Annotated in this window: 19 protein-coding genes; 14 read left to right on the top strand and 5 right to left on the bottom strand. The window is 74.8% G+C overall.

Features of this window, described 5'->3' with window-relative positions; translation table 11 throughout:
- Positions 1-465 precede the first annotated feature (465 nt).
- Complete coding sequence (locus ACZ6CV_RS00005; RefSeq protein ID WP_469248315.1) at positions 466-1,548, bottom strand: mechanosensitive ion channel family protein; 1,083 nt, start codon at positions 1,546-1,548, stop codon at positions 466-468.
- A 310-nt stretch (positions 1,549-1,858) separates the two neighbouring features.
- On the opposite strand from ACZ6CV_RS00005, the gene ACZ6CV_RS00010 reads away from it, so the two are divergent.
- Complete coding sequence (locus tag ACZ6CV_RS00010; protein WP_150184145.1) at positions 1,859-2,395, top strand: HNH endonuclease; 537 nt, start codon at positions 1,859-1,861, stop codon at positions 2,393-2,395.
- A gap of 92 nt (positions 2,396-2,487) precedes the next feature.
- Here the strand turns inward: ACZ6CV_RS00010 and ACZ6CV_RS00015 are convergent, their stop codons facing one another.
- The gene (locus tag ACZ6CV_RS00015) at positions 2,488-5,508 is read right to left on the bottom strand and encodes a beta-N-acetylglucosaminidase domain-containing protein (protein ID WP_469248317.1); all 3,021 of its coding nucleotides are present in this window, start codon (positions 5,506-5,508) and stop codon (positions 2,488-2,490) included.
- 417 nt (positions 5,509-5,925) lie between these two features.
- Here ACZ6CV_RS00015 and ACZ6CV_RS00020 point away from each other — a divergent pair, with 417 nt between their 5' ends.
- The 8 genes from ACZ6CV_RS00020 to ACZ6CV_RS00055 all read left to right on the top strand — a co-directional run bounded on the left by ACZ6CV_RS00020 (position 5,926) and on the right by ACZ6CV_RS00055 (position 13,995).
- Entirely contained in the window at positions 5,926-6,234 is a 309-nt protein-coding gene (locus ACZ6CV_RS00020; protein WP_469248319.1) for a hypothetical protein, read from the top strand.
- Positions 6,234-8,429 carry a 4-alpha-glucanotransferase gene (gene malQ, locus ACZ6CV_RS00025; protein ID WP_469248321.1) on the top strand — a complete coding sequence of 732 codons (2,196 nt, stop codon included), beginning with the start codon at positions 6,234-6,236 and terminating at the stop codon, positions 8,427-8,429. Before ACZ6CV_RS00020 ends, malQ begins: the two co-directional genes overlap by 1 nt.
- Positions 8,430-8,449: 20 nt before the next feature.
- Complete coding sequence (locus ACZ6CV_RS00030) at positions 8,450-8,686, top strand: hypothetical protein (RefSeq protein ID WP_362369158.1); 237 nt, start codon at positions 8,450-8,452, stop codon at positions 8,684-8,686.
- Positions 8,687-8,812: 126 nt separating this feature from the next.
- The gene (locus ACZ6CV_RS00035) at positions 8,813-10,273 is read left to right on the top strand and encodes an FAD-dependent monooxygenase (protein WP_469248324.1); all 1,461 of its coding nucleotides are present in this window, start codon (positions 8,813-8,815) and stop codon (positions 10,271-10,273) included.
- A 163-nt stretch (positions 10,274-10,436) separates the two neighbouring features.
- Positions 10,437-11,363: a DMT family transporter gene (locus ACZ6CV_RS00040; protein ID WP_469248326.1), complete on the top strand. Its 927-nt coding sequence runs from the start codon at positions 10,437-10,439 to the stop codon at positions 11,361-11,363.
- Positions 11,364-11,414: 51 nt separating this feature from the next.
- Entirely contained in the window at positions 11,415-12,326 is a 912-nt protein-coding gene (locus tag ACZ6CV_RS00045; protein ID WP_469248327.1) for a LysR family transcriptional regulator, read from the top strand.
- 90 nt (positions 12,327-12,416) lie between these two features.
- On the top strand, positions 12,417-13,001 hold the full coding sequence (locus ACZ6CV_RS00050; protein WP_469248328.1) for a helix-turn-helix domain-containing protein: 585 nt from the start codon (positions 12,417-12,419) through the stop codon (positions 12,999-13,001).
- A 136-nt stretch (positions 13,002-13,137) separates the two neighbouring features.
- The gene (locus ACZ6CV_RS00055) at positions 13,138-13,995 is read left to right on the top strand and encodes a class I SAM-dependent methyltransferase (protein ID WP_469248329.1); all 858 of its coding nucleotides are present in this window, start codon (positions 13,138-13,140) and stop codon (positions 13,993-13,995) included.
- A 649-nt stretch (positions 13,996-14,644) separates the two neighbouring features.
- Here the strand turns inward: ACZ6CV_RS00055 and pepN are convergent.
- Entirely contained in the window at positions 14,645-17,212 is a 2,568-nt protein-coding gene (gene pepN, locus ACZ6CV_RS00060) for an aminopeptidase N (protein WP_469248330.1), read from the bottom strand.
- A gap of 347 nt (positions 17,213-17,559) precedes the next feature.
- Here pepN and ACZ6CV_RS00065 point away from each other — a divergent pair, with 347 nt between their 5' ends.
- Positions 17,560-18,837, top strand: coding sequence for a flavin-dependent oxidoreductase (locus ACZ6CV_RS00065; protein ID WP_469249572.1), 1,278 nt, complete (start codon positions 17,560-17,562; stop codon positions 18,835-18,837).
- 172 nt (positions 18,838-19,009) lie between these two features.
- Complete coding sequence (locus tag ACZ6CV_RS00070) at positions 19,010-19,564, top strand: DUF1203 domain-containing protein (RefSeq protein ID WP_469248331.1); 555 nt, start codon at positions 19,010-19,012, stop codon at positions 19,562-19,564.
- A gap of 30 nt (positions 19,565-19,594) precedes the next feature.
- Here ACZ6CV_RS00070 and ACZ6CV_RS00075 read toward each other — a convergent pair whose 3' ends face one another.
- Entirely contained in the window at positions 19,595-20,479 is an 885-nt protein-coding gene (locus ACZ6CV_RS00075; protein WP_469248332.1) for a LysR family transcriptional regulator, read from the bottom strand.
- A 119-nt stretch (positions 20,480-20,598) separates the two neighbouring features.
- Here ACZ6CV_RS00075 and ACZ6CV_RS00080 point away from each other — a divergent pair, with 119 nt between their 5' ends.
- Complete coding sequence (locus ACZ6CV_RS00080; protein WP_469248333.1) at positions 20,599-21,831, top strand: MFS transporter; 1,233 nt, start codon at positions 20,599-20,601, stop codon at positions 21,829-21,831.
- Between the two features lie 28 nt (positions 21,832-21,859).
- On the opposite strand, the gene ACZ6CV_RS00085 is transcribed toward ACZ6CV_RS00080, so the two are convergent.
- A complete protein-coding gene (locus tag ACZ6CV_RS00085; RefSeq protein WP_469248334.1) occupies positions 21,860-22,876 on the bottom strand; it encodes an aspartate-semialdehyde dehydrogenase in 1,017 nt (338 codons plus the stop codon).
- Between the two features lie 189 nt (positions 22,877-23,065).
- Here ACZ6CV_RS00085 and ACZ6CV_RS00090 point away from each other — a divergent pair, with 189 nt between their 5' ends.
- Complete coding sequence (locus tag ACZ6CV_RS00090; protein ID WP_469248335.1) at positions 23,066-23,608, top strand: RNA polymerase sigma factor; 543 nt, start codon at positions 23,066-23,068, stop codon at positions 23,606-23,608.
- Between the two features lie 2 nt (positions 23,609-23,610).
- A complete protein-coding gene (locus ACZ6CV_RS00095; protein WP_469248336.1) occupies positions 23,611-24,360 on the top strand; it encodes a hypothetical protein in 750 nt (249 codons plus the stop codon).
- Positions 24,361-24,801: the final 441 nt, after the last annotated feature.

The raw sequence follows: 24,801 nt of genomic DNA on the forward strand, positions 1-24,801 counted from the left end.
CGTCGGCGCACGATGGGCCGGTCCGCACTCGGCCGCGAAAGCTGATGGCCCGAGCGGGAGGCCGCCGGGCTGGCCGAGCTCGCACCGGGGCGTCGGCCCACGATGGGCCGGGCCGCACCCGGCAGCGAAAGGTGATGACCCATCCTCCGGTCCCCGTCGGCCCCACCCCTGGCCGTCCGGGTCAAAAGTCAACGTGCGGTGGAGGGGCGGGAGTCAAGGGTGGAGCGGAGCGGAATCGGCGAAGCCGACGCCCGAAGGGCGCCCTTTACTCCCGGCCCGGAACCGCCACACTCCGCAAAACCCCGGGCGGCCCCGGTAGGGATCGAAGGCACCGGGCCGGCGAAGGGTGACCTCCGGACCTAGCCCCGACCGTGGCCCCCGCCCACGATGAGCCGGGCCCCGGGCCCCGGGCCCCGGCAAAGGCACCGGCCCACCGAAGACACAGCCCACGCCAGCACCGCACGACTACTTCGACATGTTCGGAGGCGACGGCGGTATGGGAGACGCCGCCAGAGACTGGGGAGACGTCGCCGAGGCGTAGGCGGAGGGGGCCGCGACGCCGGCCGACGGGTCGGCGGGGTCTTCCGCCACCGCCAGCTGCAGGCCACCCACGATGCGGATCCCCGCCTCGTCGAACGCCCGCTTGATGCGCCACCGCAGCTCCCGCTCCACCCCCAACGCCTTGCCCGGCATGGTCTTGGCGGAGACCCGTACCACCATCGAGTCGAGCAGCACGCTGTCCAGGCCGAGAATCTCCACCGGCCCCCAGAGCCGCTCGTTCCACGGCTCGTCCTTGGCCATGGTCTCGCCGACCTCCGCCAGCGTCGCCTTGACCTTCTCCAGGTCCTCGTCCGGGCGGACCGTCACGTCGACGCCCGCCGTGGACCAGCCCTGCGACAGGTTCCCGATCCGCTTGACCTCGCCGTTGCGCACGTACCAGATCTCGCCGTTGTCGCCGCGCAGCTTCGTCACGCGCAGGCCGACCTCGATGACCTCGCCGGAGGCCACCCCCGCGTCGATGGAGTCGCCGACCCCGTACTGGTCCTCCAGGATCATGAAGACGCCGGAGAGGAAGTCCGTGACGAGGTTGCGGGCGCCGAAACCGATCGCCACGCCCGCCACACCCGCCGAGGCGAGCAGCGGGGCCAGATTGATCTCGAAGGCGCCGAGGATCATGAGCCCGGCCGTGCCGAGGATCAGGAACGACGCGACCGAACGCAGGACCGAGCCGATCGCCTGCGAGCGCTGGCGGCGGCGTTCCACGTTCACGAGGAGACCGCCGAGCGCCGTGCCGTCCACGGCCTGCGCCGTGCGGTTCATGCGGTCGATCAGCTTGGTGATGGCGCGGCGCACCAGCACGCGCAGAACCAGGGCTATCGCGACGATCAGGACGATGCGCAGACCGATGCCGAGCCAGGTGGACCAGTTCTGCTCGACCCAGCTGGCCGCGTTCGTGGCGCTCTCCTGCGCGTCCTCGAACGTGGGCGGCTTCTGCGTCGGCTTGTCGTCCGGGTCCGTTCCGGCTGCCGACAGGACGGACAAGAGCACTGCGGGTACCTCCAGGTATCGCGGCCTGCCCGGGAGGGGACAGCGGCTCGACGGAGACGAACCGCGGATCCGGGCAGACACACCACACTAACGGGGCATCGTGTGTGGATCGTTGTCATCTTCGTGGGAGAGACGGTGCTCACCTGGGGAAGAACCAAGGGACGTCCCGTCGCCGTCGCCGGCTGTGGTCGAAAACACTTCAAGGCCGTTACGGGCACATGCTGGCGCGACGACCAGGCATGAGGGGAGACTGGCTGCAGATCGTCCCGGCGCGAGCCACGCGCCGCCGGCGTACAAGGAGGCATCCGCCGTGCCGCATGTCTTGGTCCTCAACGCGTCGTACGAGCCCCTCGGCGTCGTACCGCTCCGCCGCGCGCTCGTCCTCGTCCTGGAGAACAAGGCTCTCTGCCTCGAGGAATCCGGCGCCTTCATGCACAGCGCAACGCGCACCGTCCCCGCACCCAGCGTGGTCCGCCTCAAGCGGTTCGTCCGGGTCCCCTACCGGGGGCCGGTCCCGCTGACCAGGCGGGCGCTGTTCGCCCGCGACGGCGGCCGGTGCATGTACTGCGGTGGCGTCGCAACCAGCGTCGACCACGTCATTCCGAAGAGCCGGGGCGGCCAGCACGCCTGGGACAACGTGGTGGCCTCGTGCCGCCGCTGCAACCACGTCAAGGCCGACCGCCACCTGATGGAGCTCGGGTGGCGACTGCGGCACAAACCCGCCCCGCCCTCCGGCCTCGCCTGGCGCATCATCGGGACCGGACACAGGGATCCGCGCTGGCTGCCCTACTTGCAGCCGTTCGGCGCGGACGACGCGATGGCCCGGATCGACGGCATCTCCGCCTAGCTCCCGATCCGGGCCTTTGTTGTACCCGGCCGTACGTACGCGAATGCCGTACGCGGCTGTACGAAGCGGATGCCGTACGCGGGAGTCGGGGCTCACTCCTCGGCGACCGCGTACGCCTCCACCGACCAGAGCGAGTAGCCGAACCGCGTGGCGCGCCGGTCGCCCCGCACGCGGATGTAGCGGGTGTCACGCGCGTCCATCCGGACCGACTCGCGGCCGCCCCGGCCGTGCCGCACCGTGGCCGCCGTACGCCAGGTCCGGCCGTCCGCCGAGGTCTGCACGCGGTACCGGGCCGCGTACGCGTCCTGCCAGCGCAGTACGACCTCGCCGAGCCTGACCGGCCCCGCCAGCTCCACCTGCCACCACGCCCCGTCCTCGGCCGGCGACGACCAGCGGGTCCTCGGGTCGCCGTCGACGGCGGCCGACGCCGGGAAGTCCTTCGTCTCGTCACCCGAGGAGTCCGCCCGCGCGCCGCGCGCCAGGTCGGGTCCGGCGGTACGGGGGACGGCGCGGACGGTCACCGTGCGGCTCTCCCCGCCGAAGGTCACCGGCACCTCGTACGTCCCCGCGCGGGTGCCCGCCGGGACCGTGATGTCGACCGGCACGTCGACCTTCGTGCCGCGCGGCAACGTGGCCGCACCGGGAGCCCGCACCTGGACGCCGCGCGGCGCCTTCACCCGCAGCTTTCCGCGCACGTCGGCGGGGCGCACCGAGCGGAGCTCCGCCGTGACCCGGCTCGGGCCGCCGCCGATCTCCACGTCGGCCTCGGCGCGGCTCAGCGCCAGGCGGGCCGCCGGGCCGTCCGCGAACCAGGGCACGAGGTGCCGGACCGCGCCGGCCGCGCCGTGGGCGGGAACGACACGGACGGCGTCCGCGTGCCGCGGGGTGGCGCCCGCCTCACGCCCGTCGCCCGCCGCACGCCCGTCTCCCGCCGCACGGCCGCCGCCCCGCGGAAGGCGGACCTCCGTGAAGCCGCTCCGCGCGAGCGCGCCGATCCGTCGCCAGCCCTCGCCGGGGACGTGCGCCTCCACGGTGCCCCTGGTGCCGGGGTCGGTGAGCGCCGTCACCGCGGTCAGCGCGCGGGTGCGGCCGAAGCGGGCCGTCACCCCGTCGGTCGCCCGCTCGCCGTCGGTCCCCGCCCACGCCGCGTACGCCTGCAGCACGCGTGCGAGGAACGGGTCGAGGACGCCCTTGCCGACGGTGACGCCGCCCTCCTTCAGCTCCTTGCGCAGTGCGGTCACCCTGCGTACGCCGTGCCAGGCGGCCGCCCCGTCCCCGGCGGACTGCGCGGCCAGCAGGTCCACCGCGGCCTCGCCCGCCGCGCCGTACCGCGCCAACTGCGCGATCCACGGGCGCACCTCACCGTCGAGTTCGCTGCCGGCCAGATGACGCGGCGCCCCGCGCATCACGGCGAAGGCGGCGCGCAGCCGCTTTGCCGCACCCTCGGCGGCCGCCCGGTCCGGTTCCGTGCGGGTGCGCCAGAAGGCGGCCATGAGCGGGCGCAGATACGCCGATTCGTCGGCGCCGAGCACGGAGGAGGCGTCGTTGCCCGCGAGGGCCCGCAGCGCGCCGCGCGCCTTCGGGTCCTCGCCCGCGAGGTCGTCGATGGCGGCGAGCCAGGACGCGTGGGGGCGGTAGGCGCGCGGGTTCCAGGCGTAGTCGGCGGCGGTGAAGAGGGGGATGCGGGAGGCGGCGGGCTGCTCCATGGCGTTGCCGAGGAGCGCGGCGGAGCCGGTGGCGACGGCGGGCTGGCGGCCGGTGTAGGGGCCGAGGAAGACGCGGTCCTGCGCGAAGTCGTTGACGGGGTAGTTGTCCATCGTGACCAGCGGGTGCGGTCCGAACGCGGCGCGGGCGCCCGCGAGTTCGCGCCCGGTGATGGTACGGGGGACCACGCCGACCCCCGTCCAGGCCACCTCGACCCGGTGGTCGAGGCCGCGTGAGAGGGCCGCGCGGTACTCGGTCGTGCCCCGCTGGAAGTACTCGGTCGGCATCAGGGAGAGCGGCCGCGCCCCGGGGTGGCGCCGGGCCAGGTGCGCGGCGACGGCGTCGGCGACCCGGGCCTGGGCCCGCGCGGCGGCCGCGGGGCCCGAACCGAACCGTTCGGCGTCCTGCGCGCAGTGCCACTCGCTGTAGCTGACGTCCTGGAACTGCAGCTGGAACGCGCGCACGCCGAGCGCCCACATGGCGTCGATCTTGCGGGTGAGGTCGGCGACGTCCCGGTCGGACGACAGGCACATGGCCTGGCCGGGGGAGACGGCCCAGGCGAGCGTGACGTGGTTGGCGCGGGCCCGCTCGGCCAGTGCGCGGAAGTCGGCGCGCTGCTCGGCGGGGTAGGGCTCGCGCCAGCGGGCCTGGCGGTAGAGGTCGTCGCCCGGGGCGTAGAGGTAGCGGTTCTGTTTGGTGCGCCCCATGAAGTCGAGCTGGGCGAGGCGCTGCTCGCGGGTCCAGGGGGTGCCGTAGAACCCCTCGGTCAGACCGCGCACGGCGGTGCCGGGCCAGTCCCGGATCCGTACGCCGGGCACCCGGCGCGCGCCGTCCCCCGCGCCGATGAGCTGCCGCAGGGTCTTGACGCCGTGGAAGAGGCCGTCCGCGCCGGCGCCCGCGAGAGCGATGGTCTCGCGCCCGGCGACGCGGCCGACGGCCAGGCGGTAGCCGCCCGAAGGCAGGTCGCCGCGCTCGCGGACGCCGAGGGAGCGCAGGGCCGGTTCGGCGCCGGCCCCGCCCGCGCGGACGACGAGGGCGCCGCCCGCGGGGAGCGGGTCGCCGTCGCGCACCTCGGTGATCCGCCGGGCGCCGGCGTCGCGCAGGAGGGCGCGCAGGGTGCGCAGGGCGTACGGGTCGGCTCCCGGCGCGACGAGGACGACGTCGTCCCCGATCGTGACGGCGCTCCCGGCGGCGCTCATGGACTGGGGGCGCGGCCAGACGGGGGGCAGGCCGGCACGGGAGTCCGTGTCCGGGGAGGTGACGGTGGCGTCGGACCTGCCGAGCGGTCCGGGTGGTCCGGGGGCCGCGAGGGCGCCGGGCGCGCCGCCGAGTGCTCCCGCGATCACGGCGACCGCGACATTGACCGCGACCCCGACGGCGGCCGCACCCTTCCTGCGCCGCAGCTGCACGGCCCTCGCCCCTGTTCTCGTTCCCTGGGGGTCCTTGCGGTCCCTCGCGTCACTGTGGCAGCGAGCCCACCACCGACGTGACGGGGGTGTCAACGGGACCCGGTATCGGTCGGGTGATTCTTCGCGGAACCTGCGCGAATCCTGGCGGCGGGAGGTTCGGACCCGGCGGTACGAGGGTCGGCGCCCCCTCGGAACCGGGCGTTCCGCGGACCCCCGCGCGGTCCTCGGCGCCGCGCAGATCTTCCCGGGCGCCACCGCTTCGGAGCCGGTTCTTCCGGGGGCGGCGGGGACTCGGGGAAACAACTCCCGCGACGGGAACCGGATGTGACCCAGGACACGTTGAGGCAACGTATACGTCTGCGACCCCGCGCATTGGGTAGGGCTGCCGAGACCTGCCCCCTGAGAAGGAGCTCCCCCATGACCGCTTCCGCGAATCTTCTGCTCTCCGCCCTCTCCAAACAGGTGTCCTTCCCCGACGGAGCCGTCTACCCGGACCAGCTCTCCTACCCGGACCGGCTCTCCTTCCCCGACCAGGTGTCCCACCCCGACTCGGGCCTCGACGGCTCGTGCTCCTGCGGCTGCATCGAGCCGCCCCTGACCAGCGAGCCCCCGCTCGCCGACGCCGCGCCGCTGACCAGCGAGCCGCCCCTCGCCGACGCCGCCCCGCTGACGAGCGAGCCCACCTCCACCGGCATGGCCTCGGGCCTGGACTTCATGGCGGTCTGATGGCCCTGACCCGGCTGGCCGCCTCCTACGGCGTGGCCACCTCCTACTCCCCGTCCCCGGGGCGCACCGTCCCGGCCGCCGACGCCGCGGTGATCGCGGCGCTCGCCGCGCTGGACGTGGACGCGAGCACCCCGGAAGCGGCCGGGTCCGCCCTGGCCGCGCGCGAGGCGGAGCTGTCCGCGCGCCTGCTGCCGCCGACGGTGGTGGCCTGGACGGACGCCCCCGCGCCGTCGACGCCCGTGACCGCGCCCGACCGTCCCGCGCTCCCCGCCACCTGCGCGCCCCTGGCCGGACTGCCGCCGGGGTCCCGGGTACGGGTGGAGCCGGAGGACGGCGGGGTCACGGTCTGGGAGGTGCCGCGGCCGGACGGCCACCGGGGCCCGACCGGGACGCTGCCCGCCCCCCTGCCCCACGGCGTGCACCGCCTCCATGTACGCGCCCCCGACGGCCGGGACGCGAACGTCCACCTCATCGTCGCGCCCCACCGGATCAGGACCCCCGGGCGGCGTGCGCACGGACTGCTGGTCCAGCTCTACTCCCTGCTGTCCCGCCGCTCCTGGGGCATGGGCGACCTCGGGGACCTCGCCGAACTCGTCGCCTGGTCGGGGCGCGACCTGGGCGCCGGCTTCGTCCAGGTCAACCCGCTGCACGCGGCCGTGCCCGCCCCGCCCGGGGGTCCGGGCGGCGACCCCTCGCCGTACCGGCCCTCCTCCCGGCGCTTTCCCGACCCGGTGCACCTGCGCGTCGAGGCCGTCCCGGAGTTCGCGTACCTGCGGGGCGAGGCCCGTGACCGGGTCGACGCGCTGCGCCGCCGGGCCGCCGAGCTGAGCGAAGGGGTGCTGCGCGAGGACGCGTTGATCGACCGGGACGCCGTCTGGGAGCTCAAGCGCGAGGCCCTCGAACTGCTCCACGAGGTCCCCCTCGGCCCCGGCCGCCGCGCCGCCTACAGCGCCTTCCTCGCCGACCAGGGCGCCGCCCTGGAGGACCACGCCACCTGGTGCGCCCTCGCCGAGGCGTACGGCCCCGAACCGCACTCCTGGCCCGCCGCCCTGCGCGACCCCAGCTCGGCCGAAACGGCCCGCGCCCGGCGCGAGTTGATGGACCGCGTCGACTTCCACAGCCGGCTCGCCTGGCTCACCGACACCCAGCTGGCCGCCGCCCAGCACGCCGCGCGCGAGGCGGGCATGGACATCGGGCTCGTGCACGACCTCGCGGTCGGCGTGCACCCCGGCGGCGCCGACGCCTGGGCCCAGCAGCGCCACTTCGCCCCGCACATGACCGTCGGGGCGCCGCCGGACGCCTTCAACGCGTTCGGCCAGGACTGGGGCCTGCCGCCCTGGCGCCCCGACCGCCTCGCCGAGTCCGGTTACGCCCCGTACCGCGCCCTCCTGCGCGGCCTGCTGCGCAACGCCGGTGCCCTGCGCATCGACCACGTCATGGGGCTTTTCCGGCTGTGGTGGGTCCCCGAGGGCCGCCGGCCCACCGAGGGGACGTACGTCCATTACGACGCCGAGGCGATGCTCGCCGTCCTCACCCTGGAGGCGCACCGCGCGGGCGCCCTCGTCATCGGAGAGGACCTCGGCACCGTCGAGCCGGGCGTCCGCGACACGCTGCGCGAACACGGCGTGCTCGGCACCTCGGTGCTCTGGTTCGAGCGGGACTGGGAAGGCACCGGCCGGCCGCTGCCCGCCGCCGACTGGCGCGCCGACTGCGTCGCGACCGCCACCACGCACGACCTGCCGCCGACCGCGGCCCGGCTCACCGGTGAGCACGTCCGACTCCGGCACGACCTGGGCCTGTTGACCCGCCCGCTGGCCGAGGAGCGGTCCGAGGCCGCCGCCGACGTGCGCGAGTGGCTCGGTCTGCTCTCCCGGCTCGGCATGCTGCCCGGCGGCACGGGCTCCGAGGAGGACGAGGTGCGCGCCGTGCACCGCTTCCTGCTGGCCACCCCGGCCCGCATGATCGGCATCTGGCTGCCGGACGCGGTCGGCGACCGCCGTCCGCAGAACCTCCCCGGCACCTGGGACCAGTACCCCAACTGGCGCCTGCCCGTCGCCGACGCCGCCGGACGCCCCGTCACCCTGGAGGAGCTGACCGCGTCCCCGCGTCTGCACGCGCTCATGGCGGTGTTCCGGGAGGGCGCGGGGCCGGCCGAGAGCCCCCGTACGGCACCCCCGGACGCGCACCCCGTTTAGGAGTTCGCTACGTTGGCACCGTGGACAAGAAGAACGCACTGCGCGCCGGCGCCCTGGCCTCCGGCACGACGCTGATGATGCTGCTCATGTCGTCCCCCGCCTTCGCGGCCCGCGACGACGGCGACGACCCGGGCTCCGGCCTGAGCGTCATCGACACGCTCGGCCTCTACGTCGCGGCGCCCATCGTGCTGTTCCTGGTGATCGCGGGCCTCGTGATGGTCGGCGACAAGTCCCGCAAGCAGCAGAAGCAGGGCTGACCGCCGCCGCGTGACGTCTCCGGATCGCCAACAAACGTAGGCCAACAAGCGTTGACACTCCATGGGTGCAGTCCTATGGTGGCCAACAAGCGTTGACCAACAGGCGTTGGCATCCAGGAGGCAGCCATGAACGGCACCACCGGAACCACGAACACCGCAGGTACGGCCGACGGCGCCGTCGTGGTCGTCGGCGCGGGACCCACCGGCCTGCTGCTCGCCGGGGACCTCGCCGCAGCGGGCGTCTCCGTCACCCTCGTCGAGAAGCGCGCGCACGGCATCAGCAACCTCTCGCGCGCCATGGTCGTGCACGCCCGCACCCTGGAGCAGCTGGACGCCCGCGGCCTCGCCGACGAGCTGGAGGCCAGGGGCGAGCCGCTCGGCAAGCTGCGCCTCTTCGAGCGCCTCTCGCTCGACCTCGCGCGGCTGCCCTCCCGCTTCCGCCACGTCCTCGTCCTCGCGCAGTACGAGGTCGAGCGGGTCCTGGAGCGGCGCGCCGTCGACGCCGGGGTGCGCTTCTCGTACGAGACCGAGGTGGCCGGGCTCACCCAGGACGCGGACGGCGTGACGCTCCAACTCCACGGCCCCGGCGGCGAGTCGAGCACCCTGCGGGCCACGTACGTGGTCGGCGCCGACGGCCTCCGCAGCGGGGTGCGCCGGGCGATCGGCCTGCCCTTCCCCGGCCGGTCCGTCATCCGCTCGCTCGTCCTCGCCGACGTGCGGCTCGCCGAACCGCCGGAGACGCTGCTCGCCGTCAACGCCGCCGGGGACTCCTTCGCCTTCATCGCGCCCTTCGCCGACGGCTACCACCGCGTCATCGGCTGGGACCGCCGCCGTGACGTCCCCGACAGCGCGCCGCTCGACCTCGACGAGGTCAAGGGCATCGTCCGGCAGGCGCTCGGGCGGGACTTCGGGATGCACGACGCCCGCTGGATGTCCCGCTTCCACAGCGACGAACGGCAGGCGCCCGCCTACCGGGTGGGCCGCGTCTTCCTCGCCGGGGACGCCGCGCACGTCCACTCCCCGGCCGGCGGCCAGGGCATGAACACCGGCCTCCAGGACGCCGCCAACCTCAGCTGGAAGCTGGCCGCCGCCGTCAACGGCACCGCTCCGGAAGGCCTGTTGGACACCTACCAGGCCGAGCGCCACCCGGTCGGCAAGGCGGTGCTCCGCAGCAGCGGCGGCCTGGTCCGGCTCGCGATGGCCAAGCGCCCGTGGACCCGGGCGGCGCGCGCCGCGGTCGCCACCGTCGTGAACACCGTGCCGGTGGTACGCGCCAAGGCGGTCGGCCAGGTCACCGGAGTCGGCATCGCGTACCCCGCCCCGAAGGGCGCGCACCGCCTCGTCGGACGCCGCGTCCCCGATGTGGCGCTGAAGGAGGGGCGGCTCTACGAGGCCCTGCGCGCAGGGGAGTTCGTGCTCATCTCCCCGGCGGACGCGGGCCACGCGACGGGCCGCGCCGTGCCGGCCCACTGGGCGAGCGACCGCCGCACGACGGTCCTGGTCCGCCCCGACGGATACGTGGCGTGGGCGGCGGAGGACGCGGCGGCGGGGGCGGTGCGGGGAGCGCTCGCCCAGCACGCACTCTAGGATCGTTCGCTTTTCCTTAAAAGAGCAGGCAAAAGTATTCGATGGACCTGATGGTTCATGGGGTGTCACGGTGGTCCCCGTAAGCGACGCGCCCGTAAGCGACGCGACCGGCCGCCGAACCGAGACACCCCGCAGGCGCGGGGAGAGAGACAAGGGATACCCCGTGGCACTCCTGGACCGGACCCCCGCACGCACCGCACCCACCGCTCACCCCGCGGCGCGCCCCATCGGCGTCGGGCTCGCCCTCGCGGCCCTCGCCACGGTCGTCTGGTCGGGCAGCTTCGTCACCTCCCGGGCCCTCCACGACAGCGTCCCGCCCATCCAGCACGCGTTCTGGCGCTGGATCATCGCCATCGCCGCGGTCGCGCCGTTCGCGGTCCGGCAGACCTGGCGGCAGCGCACGTTGCTCCGCGCGCACCTCAAGTACCTGCTGCTGGCCGCCCTGTTGGGCGTCACCGTCTACAACACCCTGGTGAACCAGGCCGGCATGACGACCACCGCGGGCAACATGGGCATGATCATGGCCGCGTCACCGGTCCTGATGGCCCTCTATGAACGCCTCGGCGGCGCCCGGCTCGGCGCCCGCCGCGTGGCCGGCATGTTCGTCGCCTGCGCCGGAGTCCTCCTGCTGGTCAGCAAGGGCTCGCTCGCCATGGACTTCGCGGTCGGCGACCTGTGGGTCATCGCGGGGGCGGTGTCCTTCGGCTCGTACAGCGCGCTGCTCAAGCGCAGGCCCGCGGAGATCGGCGGACTGCCCTTCCTCTTCTCGACGTTCGTGCTCGGCGCGCTGATGCTGCTGCCGGTGTTCCTGGTCGACTTCGCGGTCGAGGGCGGCTTCGAGCCGACGCCCGGCACGGTCTCGCCGCTCCTGTACGTGGGCGTGGTGTCGTCGGCGGTCGCCTTCTTCGCCTGGAACAAGGCGATCTCGATCATCGGCGCCGCCCGCGCCGGGGTCGTCTACTACCTCCAGCCGGTCTGCGTCGCCCTGCTCTCCTTCGCGCTCCTCGGCGAGGCGATGGGATGGCTGCAGGTGCTGTGCATGGGGCTGATCCTGGGCGGGGTCGTGCTCGGCGCGGCCCGCACGAAGTAGGGGACGCGGCCGGTGGGGTCCGCGCTTCTGACCAGTGGGTACGTTGGCCTCATGAGCGAGTGGGACATCAAGAAGCTGCAGATCCTGCGCACGCTGAGCGAGCGGGGCACCGTGACGGCGACGGCGCAGGCGCTGCGGATGACGCCGTCGGCCGTCTCCCAGCAGCTGTCCAACCTCGCCAAACAGCTGGGCGTGCCGCTCCTGGAGGCGCACGGGCGGCGGGTCAGGCTCACCGACGCCGCGCATCTGGTGCTGCGGCACGCCGAGGCGGTCTTCGCCCAACTGGAGCAGGCGGACGCCGAGTTGGCCGCGTACGCGCAGGGGGAGGCGGGGGAGGTGCGGGTCGGGGCGTTCTCGACCGCCGTGCCCGCGCTGGTCGTGCCGGCGGTCCGGGCGCTGCGGGGGGCGGCGCCCGGTATCTCCGTACGGGTGCGGGAGACCGAGGCGGCCCGGGCGTACGAGCTCCTCGCGGCCGGCGAGGTCGACATCGCGCTCTCGCTGGCCGTCCAGGCGCCCGCCGCGGCCGACGCGGACACCCGTTTCACCCGGGAGTCGCTGCTCGCCGACCCGCTGGACGTGGCGCTGCCCGTGGACCACCCGCTGGCGTCGGCGGCGGACCTCAGGCTCGCCGATCTGGCGGCCGAACCGTGGATCTTCGGCGGCAGCGGCCCCTGGTCGGACATCACGCGGGCGGCGTGCGAGGGCGCGGGGTTCGCCCCGGAACAGGCCCATTCGGCGTCCGGCTGGACGGCGATCCTCGCGATGGTGGAGGCGGGGATGGGCGTGGCGCTGGTGCCGAGGCTGGCGGCGGTGCGGCGGGACGGGGTGGTGATGCGGGAGCTGGCGACGGACCGCCCGCGCCGCCATGTGGTCGCGGCGGTGCGGAGGGGGGCCGCGTCGGGCGCGGCGGTGTCCCGCGTGCTGCGGTCCCTGCGGGAGGCGGTGCCGGAGCGGGACCGGTAGGGCGGGGGCGGTGGAGCGGGCCGGAGTGGGGTCGGTGGAGCGGGGCCGGTGGGGCCGCGGTCCTTGCCGGTCCGGCATACGCTGTCGCTCATGACGCAAGAGGACGGCGAGCTGGACAGTCTCGTACGCAAACGGATCCGCGCGCTGCGCCTCGCGCAGGGGTGGTCGCTGGAGGAGCTGGCCGTCCGGGCCAGGGTCAGCCAGTCCACGCTCAGCCGCATCGAGAACGGCCGGCGCAGGCTGGCCCTGGACCAGCTGGTGACCCTCGCCCGCGCCCTGGACACGACCCTCGACCAGCTGGTCGAGACGGCGACGGACGACGTGGTGTCGAGCCCGGTCATCGACGCGGCCCACGGGCGGATGAGCTGGCTGGTCAAGGCGGAACCCGGGGTGACGGTCATGCGCCAGCGGATGACGGGGCCGCCGCCGGAGAACCTCTCGCGCATGCGGGCGCATCCGGGGCGGGAGTGGCTCGTGGTGCTGTCGGGGACGGCGACGCTGCTGCTCGGCAACCGCCGGTTCCGGGTCGAGACCAACCAGTCCGCCGAGTTCCCGACGATGCTGCCGCACGCCATCGGGGCGGAGGGCGGGCCGTGCGAGGTCCTGGGCATCTTCGACCGCGACGCGCGGCGCGGTCATCAGCGCGGGGAGGACGGCGGGCCGGACAGGTCGTAGCCGTAGGGGTCCTGGAGCGGCCTCTCGGCTCGTGGGGGCTCGCGCGGCTTGCGCGTTCGGCAGCGGAAAGGGCCATCGTCTTGCGCATCCCGGCAGGGGAGGCGGATCCGCCCCGCGACCGCCTTAGCGTGCACGTATGACCCACTCCGCCGCACACCACCACAGCCACGACGCCGACACCGCCACCGGCACCGGCGCCGACCAGTCCGACCTCCTCGACCTGGACGCGGACGTCCTCGCCGAGCACATCGCGTCCCTCACCGCATGGCTGCCCCTGACCGAGGCGCCGCGCCGCGTCGTCGACCTCGGCAGCGGCACCGGTACCGGCACGCTCGCCCTCCTGGACCGCTTCCCCGGCGCGTACGTCACCGCCGTCGACTCCTCCGACGCCCACCTGCGGCGCCTGCGCGAGAAGGCGGAGGCCCGGGGCGTGGGCGAGCGCGTACGGACGGTCCTGGCCGACCTCGACACCACCTGGCCGGAGCTCGACGCCCCCGACCTCGTCTGGGCGTCCGCCTCGCTGCACCACATGGCCGACCCCGCGCGGGTGCTGCGCCAGGTGCACGGCTCGCTCGCGCCCGGCGGCCTGCTCGCCGTCGTCGAGCTGGCGGGCTTCCCCCGCTTCCTGCCCGCGGACGCGCCGGAGGAGGCGCCCGGCCTGGAGGAGCGCTGCCACGCGGCCACCGAGCACCACCACGCCGCGCACATGCCGCACCGCGGCGCCGACTGGGGGCCGCTGCTCACCGCCGCCGGGTTCACCGTCGAGGCCGAACGCACGGTCACCGTCGACATCGACGGCGCGGGCTCCGAGGCGGTCGGCCGCTACGCCCTGGAGGGCCTGCGGCGCATCCGAGGCACCGTCGACGACGTGCTCGCACCGGCCGACATCGCAGCGCTGGACCGCCTCCTGGACACGGAGGGACCGCACAGCATCCTGCACCGCACCGACCTGTCGGTCCGCACGGAACGCCAGGCCTGGGCGGCCCGCACCTGAGACCCGGGGCACCAGCCGGGAGACACGGGCCAGTCCGCCCCGCCCGGCCCCCGACCCGCCACCCGCCCGCCCAGGGCAAGACGCCCACCCCGGCACCGGGCAACAGGCTCGGGCGGCCCGCGCCTGAGACCCGGGGCGCCTGGCGGGAGACGCGGGCCAGTCCGACCCGCCCCACCCCCGAGCCACCACCGACCCGCCCACCCCAGCGCCGGGCAACAGGCTCGGGCGGCCCGCGCGTGAGGCTCGGGGTGCCTGGCGGGAGGCGCGGGCCGGTTCGGCCCGGCTCAGCGTCACGTCGCGGAGCAAACGGGTGGGTGGGCGGGAAGGCATCCGCCGCGCAGCGGCGGCCAGACCCACCCCGGAGCCGCCACCGGCCCGCCCGCCGAGGGCAGGACGCCCACCCCGGCGCCGGGCAACAGGCTCGGGCGGCCCGCGCCTGAGACCCGGGGCGCCTGGCGGGAGGCGCGGGCCGGTCCGACCCGGCTCAGCGTCACGTCGCGGAGCAAACGGGCGGGTGGGTGGGAAGGCATCCGCCGCGCAGCGGCGGCCAGACCCACCCCCGACCCGCCACCGGCCCGCCCGCCCAGGGCAAGACGCCCACCCCGACGCCGGGCAGGAGGACCCGTCCCCCCCCCGCCCGGCCAGAGGGCTACGCGTCGGCCGCCCGCGCCCGCAGCGCCCGCTCCACGCCCGCGCGGGACTCCGTGATCAGGCGGCGCAGTGCCGCCGACGGCTGCGCCTCGGCGAGCCAGGCGTCCGTGGCGTCCAGCGTGGCCATGGAGACCTGGAGCGCGGGGTAGAGGCCCGTCGCGATCTGCTGCGCCATCTCGTGCGAGCGGGAGTCCCACGCGCCCTTGACCGCCGCGAAGAACTTCTCCGTGTACGGGGCGAGCAGCTCGCGCTGGTCGGTCTGGACGAAGCCGCCGATCACCGCCTCCTGGATGGCGTTCGGCAGGGTGTCGGACTCGACGACCGACGCCCAGGCCGCGGCCTTCGCCTCGGGGGTCGGCAGCGCCGCCCGCGCGGACGCCGCGTGCCGCTCGCCCGCCGCGGTCTTGTCCCGCTCCAGCTCCGCCGCGATGCCCGCCTCGTCGAGGCGGCCCGTCGCCGCGAGCCGGGCCACGAACGCCCAGCGCAGCTCGGTGTCGACCGCGAGTCCCTCGACCGACTCCGAGCCGTCCAACAGGCGTTCGAGGAGGGCGAGTTCCGCGTCCGTGCGGGCCGTCGCCGCGAAGGCGCGGGCCCACGCCAGCTGGTGGTCGCTGCCCGGCTCCGCCGACCGCAGGTGGGACAGGGTGGCCTCGGTCCAGCGGGCCAGCGCCGCGTCCCGGCCCGCCGGCGCCGCGTACAGGTCGAGGGCCAGCTTCACCTGGCGGTGCAGCGACTGCACGACGCCGATGTCGGACTCCTTGCCGATGCCCGACAGGACGAGGTTCAGGTACTCCCGGGTCGGCAGCTCCGCGTCGCGCGTCATGTCCCACGCCGACGCCCAGCACAGCGCGCGCGGCAGCGACGCCTCGAAGTCGCCGATGTGGTCCGTGACGAAGGCCAGCGACTCGCCGTCCAGGCGGACCTTCGCGTACGACAGGTCGTCGTCGTTGAGCAGGATCACCGCGGGGCGGCGCTTGCCCACCAGGGCGTCCACGGCGGTCAGTTCGCCGTCGACGTCCAGCTCCACCCGGTCCGTGCGCGCCAGGCGGCCGGTCGCCTCGTCGAGGTCGTACAGGCCGATCGCGATGCGGTGCGGCCGCAGCGTCGACTCGCCCTTCGCGCCCTCGGGCAGCGCCGGGGCCTCCTGCTTGACCGCGAACGACGTGATGACGCCCTGCGTGTCGACGTCCACGACCGGGCGCAGGACGTTGATACCCGCCGTCTCCAGCCACTTCTTCGACCAGGTCTTCAGGTCGCGGCCGCTGGTCTCCTCCAGGGCGCCGAGCAGGTCCGACAGGCGCGTGTTGCCGAACGCGTGGCGCTTGAAGTACGCCTGCACGCCCTGGAAGAACTCGTCCTCGCCCACGTACGCGACGAGCTGCTTGAGCACCGAGGCGCCCTTCGCGTACGTGATGCCGTCGAAGTTGACCAGGACGTCGTCCAGGTCACGGATGTCGGCCATGATCGGGTGCGTGGAGGGCAGCTGGTCCTGCCGGTAGGCCCACGTCTTCATGGAGTTGGCGAACGTCGTCCACGAGTGCGGCCACTTCGAGGCCGGCGCGTACGCCTGGCAGGCGGCCTCGGCGTAGGTGGCGAACGACTCGTTCAGCCACAGGTCGTTCCACCACTCCATGGTGACCAGGTCGCCGAACCACATGTGCGCCAGCTCGTGCAGGATCGTCGCGGCGCGCACCTCGTAGGCGGCGTCGGTCACCTTCGAGCGGAACACGTACTGGTCGCGGATGGTCACCGCGCCCGCGTTCTCCATGGCGCCCGCGTTGAACTCCGGCACGAAGAGCTGGTCGTACTTGGCGAAGGGGTACGCGTAGTCGAACTTCTCCTGGAACCAGTCGAAGCCCTGCCGCGTGACGTCGAAGATCGCGTCCGCGTCGAGGAACTCGGCGAGCGACGGACGGCAGTAGATGCCCAGCGGCACGGACTGGCCGTTCGGACCCTCGTACGTCGAGTGCACCGCGTGGTACGGGCCGACGATCAGCGCGGTGACGTACGTCGACATGCGCGGCGTCGGCTCGAAGGACCAGACGTCGTCCTTCGGCTCGGGGGTGGGCGAGTTGGAGATCACCGTCCAGCCGCTCGGCGCCTTCACGGTGAACCGGAACGTCGCCTTGAGGTCCGGCTGCTCGAAGGAGGCGAAGACACGGCGGGCGTCCGGCACCTCGAACTGCGTGTACAGGTAGGCCTGCTGGTCGACCGGGTCGACGAAGCGGTGCAGGCCCTCACCGGTGTTGGTGTAGTCGCAGTCGGCGACGACCCGCAGTTCGTTGCGGCCGGCCCGCAGGTGCTTCAGCGCGATGCGGGAGTCACGGAAGACCGCGGCCACGTCCAGCGCGTGGCCGTTGAGCACCGACTCGTGGACCGCGGGGGCCACCAGGTCGATGAAGGTCTCGGCGCCCTCCTCCGCGGCGTCGAAGCGCACCGTGGTCACGGACCGGTAGGTGCCGCCCTCCTGCGCGCCGGTGAGGTCGAGCTCGACCTCGTACGAGTCAACGGTGAGCAGCTTCGCGCGCTGCTGCGCCTCTTCGCGGGTCAGATTGGTGCCGGGCACGCGGTCATCTCCTCGGGTACGACGTCCGGGCCTTCGTGAGGGGGACGTCTCGGGTCTCTCGGATCTTCGGGGGTGCGACTTCTCAGGGTTTTTCAGGGGTGTGACTTGTCGTGTTTCCGGCCATCCTTCCATGGGGCACCGGATGGCTGCCGGGGCCATTGTTCTCCCGCTGCCGTGCCGTTACGCTCCGCGCGTTCGCACCGGTCCGCTCCGGCCGCCGACCACGGCCCGCGGACGGTCAGGGACCACAGGGGGATGCCGGAGATGCTGGGGATCGAGGGGCCGCCGGGCGGCCCGTGTCCGGGTGGCTCGCGTCCGGACGGCGCGGGCCGGGCCGCGCGACGGCCATGACCGACGTCCTGGTGGCGGGCGCGGGCATCGGCGGGCTCACCGCCGCACTCAGCCTGCACGCGGCGGGCATCGAGGTCCGCGTCGTGGACGCCACCGACCATCTGCGCCCCGTCGGGGTGGGCATCAACCTGCTGCCGCACGCCGTACGGGAGTTGACCGAGCTCGGGCTCGGCGGCGAGCTCGCCGCGACCGCCGTCGCCCCCGACGCGATGGTCCACTTCGACCGGCACGGCAACCGCATCTGGGCCGAGCCGCGCGGGCTCGCCCTCGGCTACCACTGGCCGCAGTACTCCATCCACCGCGGCGCCCTGCAGCTCATCCTGCTCGACGCGGTCCGCGACCGGATCGGCGACCACGCGGTGCGCACCGGCACCGCCTTCGTGCGCCTGGCCGAGCGCGAGGGCGGCGCGCTGCGGGTGATCCTGCGGGACCGGGCGCGGGGCAGGGAGTACGCCGTACGGGTACGGGCCCTGGTCGGCGCCGACGGGCTGCACTCGACGGTGCGGGCCATGCTGCACCCCGGCGAGGGGCCGCCGCTGTGGAACGGCGTCCGGATGTGGCGCGGCACCGCGGACTGGCACCCGGTGCTCGGGGGCCGGACCGTCGCGGTGGCCGGCAGCAACGCCACCGCGAAGCTCGTCGTCTACCCGATCTCCCGCCGGGCCCAGGAGCGGGGCAGGGACCTGCTCAACTGGGTGGCGGAGGTGCGCTCCCCGCTGACCCGGCACCACGGGATGGCGGGGCCCGCCGACTGGAACCGCTCCGGACGGCTCTCCGACGTCCTGCCGCACTTCGCGGGCTGGCGCATCGGCGACCTCGACGTCCCGGCGCTGCTCGCCGGCACGCGGCACATCCTGGAGTACCCGATGGTCGACCGGGACCCGCTCGCCCGGTGGGGCCGCGGCCCGGTCACGCTGCTCGGCGACGCGGCGCACCCGATGTACCCGGTGGGGTCCAACGGCGGCTCCCAGGCGATCCTCGACGCCCGCGTCCTGGCCCGCTGTCTCGCCCACTGCGCGCCGGACCGGGAGGCGGGGCTGCGGGCGTACGAGGAGTTGCGCCGCGAGCCGGTCAACGCGCTGGTCCTCGCCAACCGCGACATGCCGGCGGACCGCATCCTGCACGCGGTCGCCCTGCGCGCACCGGACGGCTTCGACCACGTCGAGGACGTCCTGACCCCGGCCGAACTGGCGGAACTGGACGCGGCGTACCGCAGAACGACGGGCGAGGACGTACGGGAGCTGAACGGGCGGGGGTCGTGGGGGGTGGGCTGACGCCACCCGGGGGCCCTGAGGGTGGGCTGATCGCCGTCCGGAGGGCCTTGAGGGTGAGCTGACCGCCGCCCGGGGGGCCTTGAGGGTGAGTCGAGCGCCACCCGCGCGCGGCCCCGGACTCCCCGTCCGAATCCCGCCAGCGCCGCCCCCGCCCGCGCGCGAGGCTCGACCCATGACCAGCACCCGCACGGACAGCCCCACGGACACCCCCTCGGACCTCCCCACGGCCACCGCGTACACCCCCCGCCCCATCGCCCCCGAGACCCTCCGCCGGCTGCGGGAGACCGATGACGCCGGGCAGTCCTGCGCCCCGTACGTCGACCCCGAGGGCGGCGACCCGTTGCGGTGCTGTTTGCGGCCCATCGCCCCCGGCGAGCGCGTCGCCCTCGTCTCGTACGCGCCGCTGCGCCGCTGGGCCGCCGAGACCGGTGCGGCCCCCGGCGCCTACGACGAGCAGGGGCCCGTCTTCATCCACGCCGACCCCTGCGCGGGCCCGACGGGAGAGCGCACGGGCTACCCCTTCTCGCGCGCCGGATCCCTGCGCACCCTGCGCCGCTACGACAGGAACGGCCACATCGTCGGGGGCCGCCTCCTGCGGATCCCGCGGGACGAGGAGCAGGGCTTCGACGCCGCGTTCGCGGAGGCCTTCGCCGACCCGGACGTGGTCCTCGTGCACGTCCGGGCGGTCGAGTACGGCTGCTTCCACTTCGAGGTGCGCAGGCCCTGATCAGGGCGGGTCAGGGCGGGTCACGTCGGGTCAGGGCGGGCCGGCCGCGGCGAGCGCCCGCGCGAACTCCCGTACCCGGCCCGTCTCCCCGTCCCGGTGCCACACCATCCCGAGGACCGAGTCGGGCACCCCCTCGACCGGCACGAAGACCACGTCCTTGCGGCCGTGGTACTCCGCCGTCGGACGGCACAGGAGCATCGCCCCCCGGTCCGCCGCGACCAGCGTCAGGCCCTCCTGGAGCGTGCGGACCGCCGGTGCGGCCGGGGCGGCCGTCGACGGGGCGTGCGCGGCCCGCCAGTACCCGGGCGCCGGCGCGGCGGCGGAGATCAGCGGAGTCTGCGCGAGATCCGCCGCCGTGAGCGACGCCCGCCCCGCGAACGCGTGCCGCACCGACACGGCGACGGTCTGCCGCTCGCCGGCGAGGACGGGTCCGACCACGAGATCAGGCTCGTCGACCGGCAGCAGCACCACCGCCGCGTCCACCTCGCCCGCACGCACCGGCCCGAACGGGTCGGAGAACAGGATCTCCACGACCTCCGTGGCACAGGCCGGGTGCCGCTCCTGGAAGACTCCGATGGCCCGCATCAGACGGTCGTCCGCGGTCCCCTGGAAGCCGATCCGCAGCGTCCCCTCGACGCCCCGCGCCGCCGCCCTCGCCCGCTCGACGGCGCCGGCCAACTCCTCGTAGGAGGGCCGGAGTTCGGCAAGGAAGCGCTCCCCGAGTGTGGTCAGCGCCACCCGGCGGCTCGTACGCTCCACCAGGCGCGCGCCGATCCGCCGCTCCAGGGCGGCGAGCAGCTGGCTGACGCGGCTCTGCGACACGAGGAGACGCTCACCGGCCCGCCCGAAGTGCAGCTCCTCGGCGAGCACCAGGAAGCACTCCAGCTCCCTGATCTCCAGTCCCCTGCCGCTCATCACGCGCGGTCCCTCTTCCGTACTCGCCCCGACGACCGTCCCGGTCGATGAATCCGGCTCATACAAGGATGAGATCTTCCGCGTTGTTCCCCGGCGGACACCCCCACAAGGTGGAGGTCATGTCACAGAGCACCCATCTCCCCACGCGGACCGGCGCGTTGCCGCGCCCGCGCACCCTCCTCGCCGTCCTCGTGGTCGCCGCCGCCACCTTCACCGTCGTCACCACCGAGATGCTGCCCGTCGGGCTCCTCACCTCCATCGGCTCGGGCCTGCACGTCTCGGACGGCACCGCGGGCCTCGCCGTCACGCTGCCCGGCGTCGTCGCCGGACTCGCCGCCCCGCTGCTGCCCGTCGCCGCGCGCCGCGTCGACCGGCGCACCGTCCTGGCCGCGCTGATGACGCTGCTCGCCGCCGCCAACGTGGTCTCCGCGCTCGCGCCCGGCTTCGGCGTCCTGCTCGCCGCGCGGGTCCTGGTGGGGGTCTGCATCGGCGGCGTCTGGGCCGTCGCGGCGGGCCTCGGGGTCCGGCTGGCCCCGGAGGGCGGCGCGGGACGGGCCACCGCGGTGATCTTCAGCGGCATCGCGGTGGCCTCCGTGCTCGGCGTGCCCGCGGGGACGCTGCTCGGTGAACTGGCGGGCTGGCGCTGGGGGTTCGTGGGCCTCGCGGCGCTCGCCCTCGCCGTGGCGGGGCTGCTCACCGCGGTGCTGCCCCGGCTGCCCGCCCGCGAGGGGATCGGACTCGGCGCCTTCCCCGGCCTGCTGCGCGTCGGCCGGCTGCGGGCCGGGCTGCTCGCCGTCACGCTCCTGGTCACCGGCCACTTCGCCGCGTACACCTACATACGCCCCGTCCTGGAGCGGGTGCCGGGCATCGGCGCGGGACTGATCAGCGTGCTGCTCCTCGCCTACGGGACGGCCGGCATCGTCGGCAACTTCGCGGGCGGCGCCGTCGCGGCCCGCGATCCGCGCCGGGCGCTGCTGATGATCTGCGCGCTCCTCGCCGCCGTGGTGCTGCTGATGGTGCCCGCGGGCGGCTCGCTCGCCGCGTCGGTGGCGGTGCTCGTGGGGTGGGGGCTGGCGTACGGCGGGGTGTCGGTCTCCGCGCAGAACTGGGTGATGGCCGCGGCCCCCGACGCCCGCGAGGCGGCGTCCGCGCTCTTCGCCGGGGTGTTCAACGGGGCGATCGCGCTCGGCGCCTTCACCGGCGGCCGGGTCGCGGACGGCCACGGGGCGGGCGGTGTGCTGTGGCTGGGCGGCGGCCTCGCCGCGCTCGCGCTGGTCGCGGTGGCGTGCGCGGGGCCGCGGCGCGTGTGGCCCGGCCGGTACGCGAAGGGGGCGGCCACCGGCACACGGTGACCGCCCCCCATCGGCGTACGGCAGGAACTCAGCCCTTGAGCTCCGCGGCGACCAGCTCCGCGATCTGCACGGCGTTCAGCGCCGCGCCCTTGCGGAGGTTGTCGTCGGAGATGAAGAACGCCAGGCCGTTCTCGACCGTCTCGTCCTTGCGGATACGGCCCACGAACGCGTCGTCCTTGCCCGCGGCGACCAGCGGCGTGGGCACCTCGGTGACGACGACGCCCTCGGCCGAGGAGAGGATCTCAGTGGCCCGCTCGGGGCTCAGCGGCCGCGCGAAGCGGGCGTTGACCTGGAGGGAGTGGCCGGTGAAGACGGGCACGCGGACACAGGTGCCGGAGACCTTCAGCTCCGGGATCTCCAGGATCTTGCGCGACTCGTGGCGGAGCTTCTGCTCCTCGTCGGTCTCGTTCAGGCCGTCGTCGACGACGGAGCCCGCCATCGGCAGGACGTTGTACGCGATCGGCGCGACGTACTTGTCGGGCTCGGGGAACTCGGCCGCCGTGCCGTCGTGGGTGAGCTTCGGGGCGTCCTCGCCGACCTTCTTGACCTGCTCGAAGAGCTCCTCGACGCCGGCCAGGCCGGAGCCGGAGACCGCCTGGTAGGTGGCGACGACCAGTGCTTCGAGGCCGGCCTCGGCGTGCAGCGGCTTGAGGACCGGCATCGCGGCCATCGTGGTGCAGTTCGGGTTGGCGATGATGCCCTTGGGGCGGTTCTTGATCGCGTGCGGGTTCACCTCGGAGACCACGAGTGGGACCTCCGGGTGGCGGCGCCAGGCCGAGGAGTTGTCGATTACGACGGCGCCCTGCGAGGCGACCTTCTCGGCGAGGGCCTTGGAGGTGGCGCCGCCGGCCGAGAACAGCACGATGTCCAGGCCCGTGTAGTCGGCCGTGGAGGCGTCCTCGACGGTGACACCGTCCAGGACCGAGCCGGCGCTGCGGGCCGAGGCGAACAGACGCAGCTCCTCCACCGGGAACTTCCGCTCGGCGAGGATCTTGCGCATGACCGTGCCGACCTGACCGGTGGCTCCGACGATTCCGACCTTCACAGGGACTTCCTCCGTATGTGCGTGCGGCCCGGTGACCCCGGCCTGGGCTTGCTCCATCATGCGTCTGTCCAGGGCCGCGTTGTCCAATCCATTGTCCGGGGTGCGGGACGCCACATTCGCGGGCGGCCGCCGTGAACGTTCCGGGCCGCCCCGGCGTCGTAGGGGAAACGCGGGGACGGGAGGGGCACATTGCTGCGCAGAAAGGCGCGCCGCGCGCCGCAGGCGGGGACGGCGGCCGGGGGTGCGGATCCGCTGGACGCGGCCCAGGAGGACCGGGTCCGTGCGGTGCTCGCGCTCGGCGGTGTGCCGCACGCCGACCTGTCCGACGGGGTGCAGCAGGTCCGCCTGAAGCTCCTGGAGCGGGCGGCGGACGGGCGCGAGGCGCCGCGTGACGTGTCCGCGTGGGCGGCCGTCGTCGCCTCCAACCTGGCCATGGACTGGCACCGGGCCCGGCGCCGCCAGGAGCGGCTCGGCGAGCGGCTCGCGGTGCTGTGGCGGGAGGCCGGCGACGAGGACGGCGCGGAGGCGCGGGCCACCTCGCTGGCCGTCGCGCAGGGCCTCGGCGAGCTGCCCGCCGCCCAGCGGCAGGCGGTGGTGCTGCGCTTCTACGCGGACCTGCCGGTCCGGGCCATCGCCGAGGAGCTCGGCATCCCGGAGGGCACGGTCAAGAGCAGGCTGCACACGGCGGTACGGCTCCTGCGGGCCCGCCTGCACGAAGGGGAGGTGGTGTGAGGGTGCCGGAGAACGACGTCGACGCGCTGATGCTGGCGATCACGGGCGAGCCCGCGCCGGCCGAGGCGCTGCGCGACCCCGGTTTCGCCGCCGACCACGCGGCGGCGGCCGCGGACGTGGCGCTCCTGCGCGAGCGGCTCGGCACGCTGGGCGCCACCCTGGCGGCGGCCGGCCCCGGGTCAGGCCTCGGGCCCGCGCCAGGCCTCGCGCCGCCCGGACGGGTCCGGACCCGGCGCCGGTTCACGGTCGCCCCCGGCGCGATCGCGGCCACGCTGGCGGCGGTGATGATGGGCGGCCTCGGCTGGCTCGTGGTCGACGCCGGGCAGGGCGGCGGGAGCGACCAGGGCGCGGCGCGGGGCACGACGTCCGACGGCAAGCCGGGCCGCGCGGGCGGCGGCGACGCGGATCTCAGCCCGGAGGGCTTCGTCGCCTGCTCGCGGCTGATCGTGGAGGGCACGGTCACGGCGGTCGACCCGGTGCCCGGCGCTCTCGAGGAGCGCGTCACGGTCGACGTCACGCGGCACCTGAAGCCGGAGTCGGGGAGCGACACGGTCAGTTTCCCGATGGACCGCTACGCCGAGCCACGCCTGCGCCGGGGCGACCACGTCCTGGTCACCGTCGACAAGGGCTCGGCGGAACCCGCCAACTGGGCCGTCGGCAAGGAACGCGACCGCCTGCGCACGATGATCCTCAAGGCCCTGCCGGCCGCAAGGAAGATCACCTGCGGCTCGGGGCCGGGGCCGGGCGACTGAGGGCGGACCTGAGCCCGGGGGTGGGCGGGCCCGAACCCCGTGGACGGGCGGGCCTTAGCCCCGAGGGCGGGCCGACTGCGCCCCGAGGGCGGGCCTTGAGGGCGGGCCAGCCGGGCCTTGAGGCCGGGGCAGCCGAGCCCCGGGCGGGTCACCCGCGCCCCGAGGGCGGGCGGGCCCGAGCCTCGTGGACGGGTGGACCCGAGCCCCGTGGACGGGCAGGCCCGAGCCCCGAGGACGGGCCAGCCGAGCCCCGAGGCCGGGCTAGCCGAGCCTTGAGGGCGGGCCAGCCGAGCCTTGAGGCCGGGCCAGCCGGGCCCTGAGGCCGGGGCAGCCGAGCGCTGGGCGGGGCAGCCGAGCCCCGGGCGGGCCACCCGCGCCCCGAGGGCGGGGCCGACCCCGCCCCCACGCCCCCCCGGACGGGAAAAGTCCCGCCGAGACGCT

Source organism: Streptomyces sp. NPDC041713 (genome assembly GCF_055591085.1).

Excerpts from the sequence above, each read along its gene's own strand:
- ACZ6CV_RS00020 (WP_469248319.1), top strand. The coding sequence starts at position 5,926 with ATGACCGCTTCCGCGAATCTTCTGCTCTCCGCCCTCTCCAAACAGGTG.
- malQ (WP_469248321.1), top strand. The coding sequence starts at position 6,234 with ATGGCCCTGACCCGGCTGGCCGCCTCCTACGGCGTGGCCACCTCCTAC.
- ACZ6CV_RS00035 (WP_469248324.1), top strand. The coding sequence starts at position 8,813 with ATGAACGGCACCACCGGAACCACGAACACCGCAGGTACGGCCGACGGC.
- ACZ6CV_RS00045 (WP_469248327.1), top strand. The coding sequence starts at position 11,415 with ATGAGCGAGTGGGACATCAAGAAGCTGCAGATCCTGCGCACGCTGAGC.
- ACZ6CV_RS00050 (WP_469248328.1), top strand. The coding sequence starts at position 12,417 with ATGACGCAAGAGGACGGCGAGCTGGACAGTCTCGTACGCAAACGGATC.
- ACZ6CV_RS00055 (WP_469248329.1), top strand. The coding sequence starts at position 13,138 with ATGACCCACTCCGCCGCACACCACCACAGCCACGACGCCGACACCGCC.
- ACZ6CV_RS00065 (WP_469249572.1), top strand. The coding sequence starts at position 17,560 with ATGACCGACGTCCTGGTGGCGGGCGCGGGCATCGGCGGGCTCACCGCC.
- ACZ6CV_RS00070 (WP_469248331.1), top strand. The coding sequence starts at position 19,010 with ATGACCAGCACCCGCACGGACAGCCCCACGGACACCCCCTCGGACCTC.
- ACZ6CV_RS00075 (WP_469248332.1), bottom strand. The coding sequence starts at position 20,479 with ATGAGCGGCAGGGGACTGGAGATCAGGGAGCTGGAGTGCTTCCTGGTG.
- ACZ6CV_RS00080 (WP_469248333.1), top strand. The coding sequence starts at position 20,599 with ATGTCACAGAGCACCCATCTCCCCACGCGGACCGGCGCGTTGCCGCGC.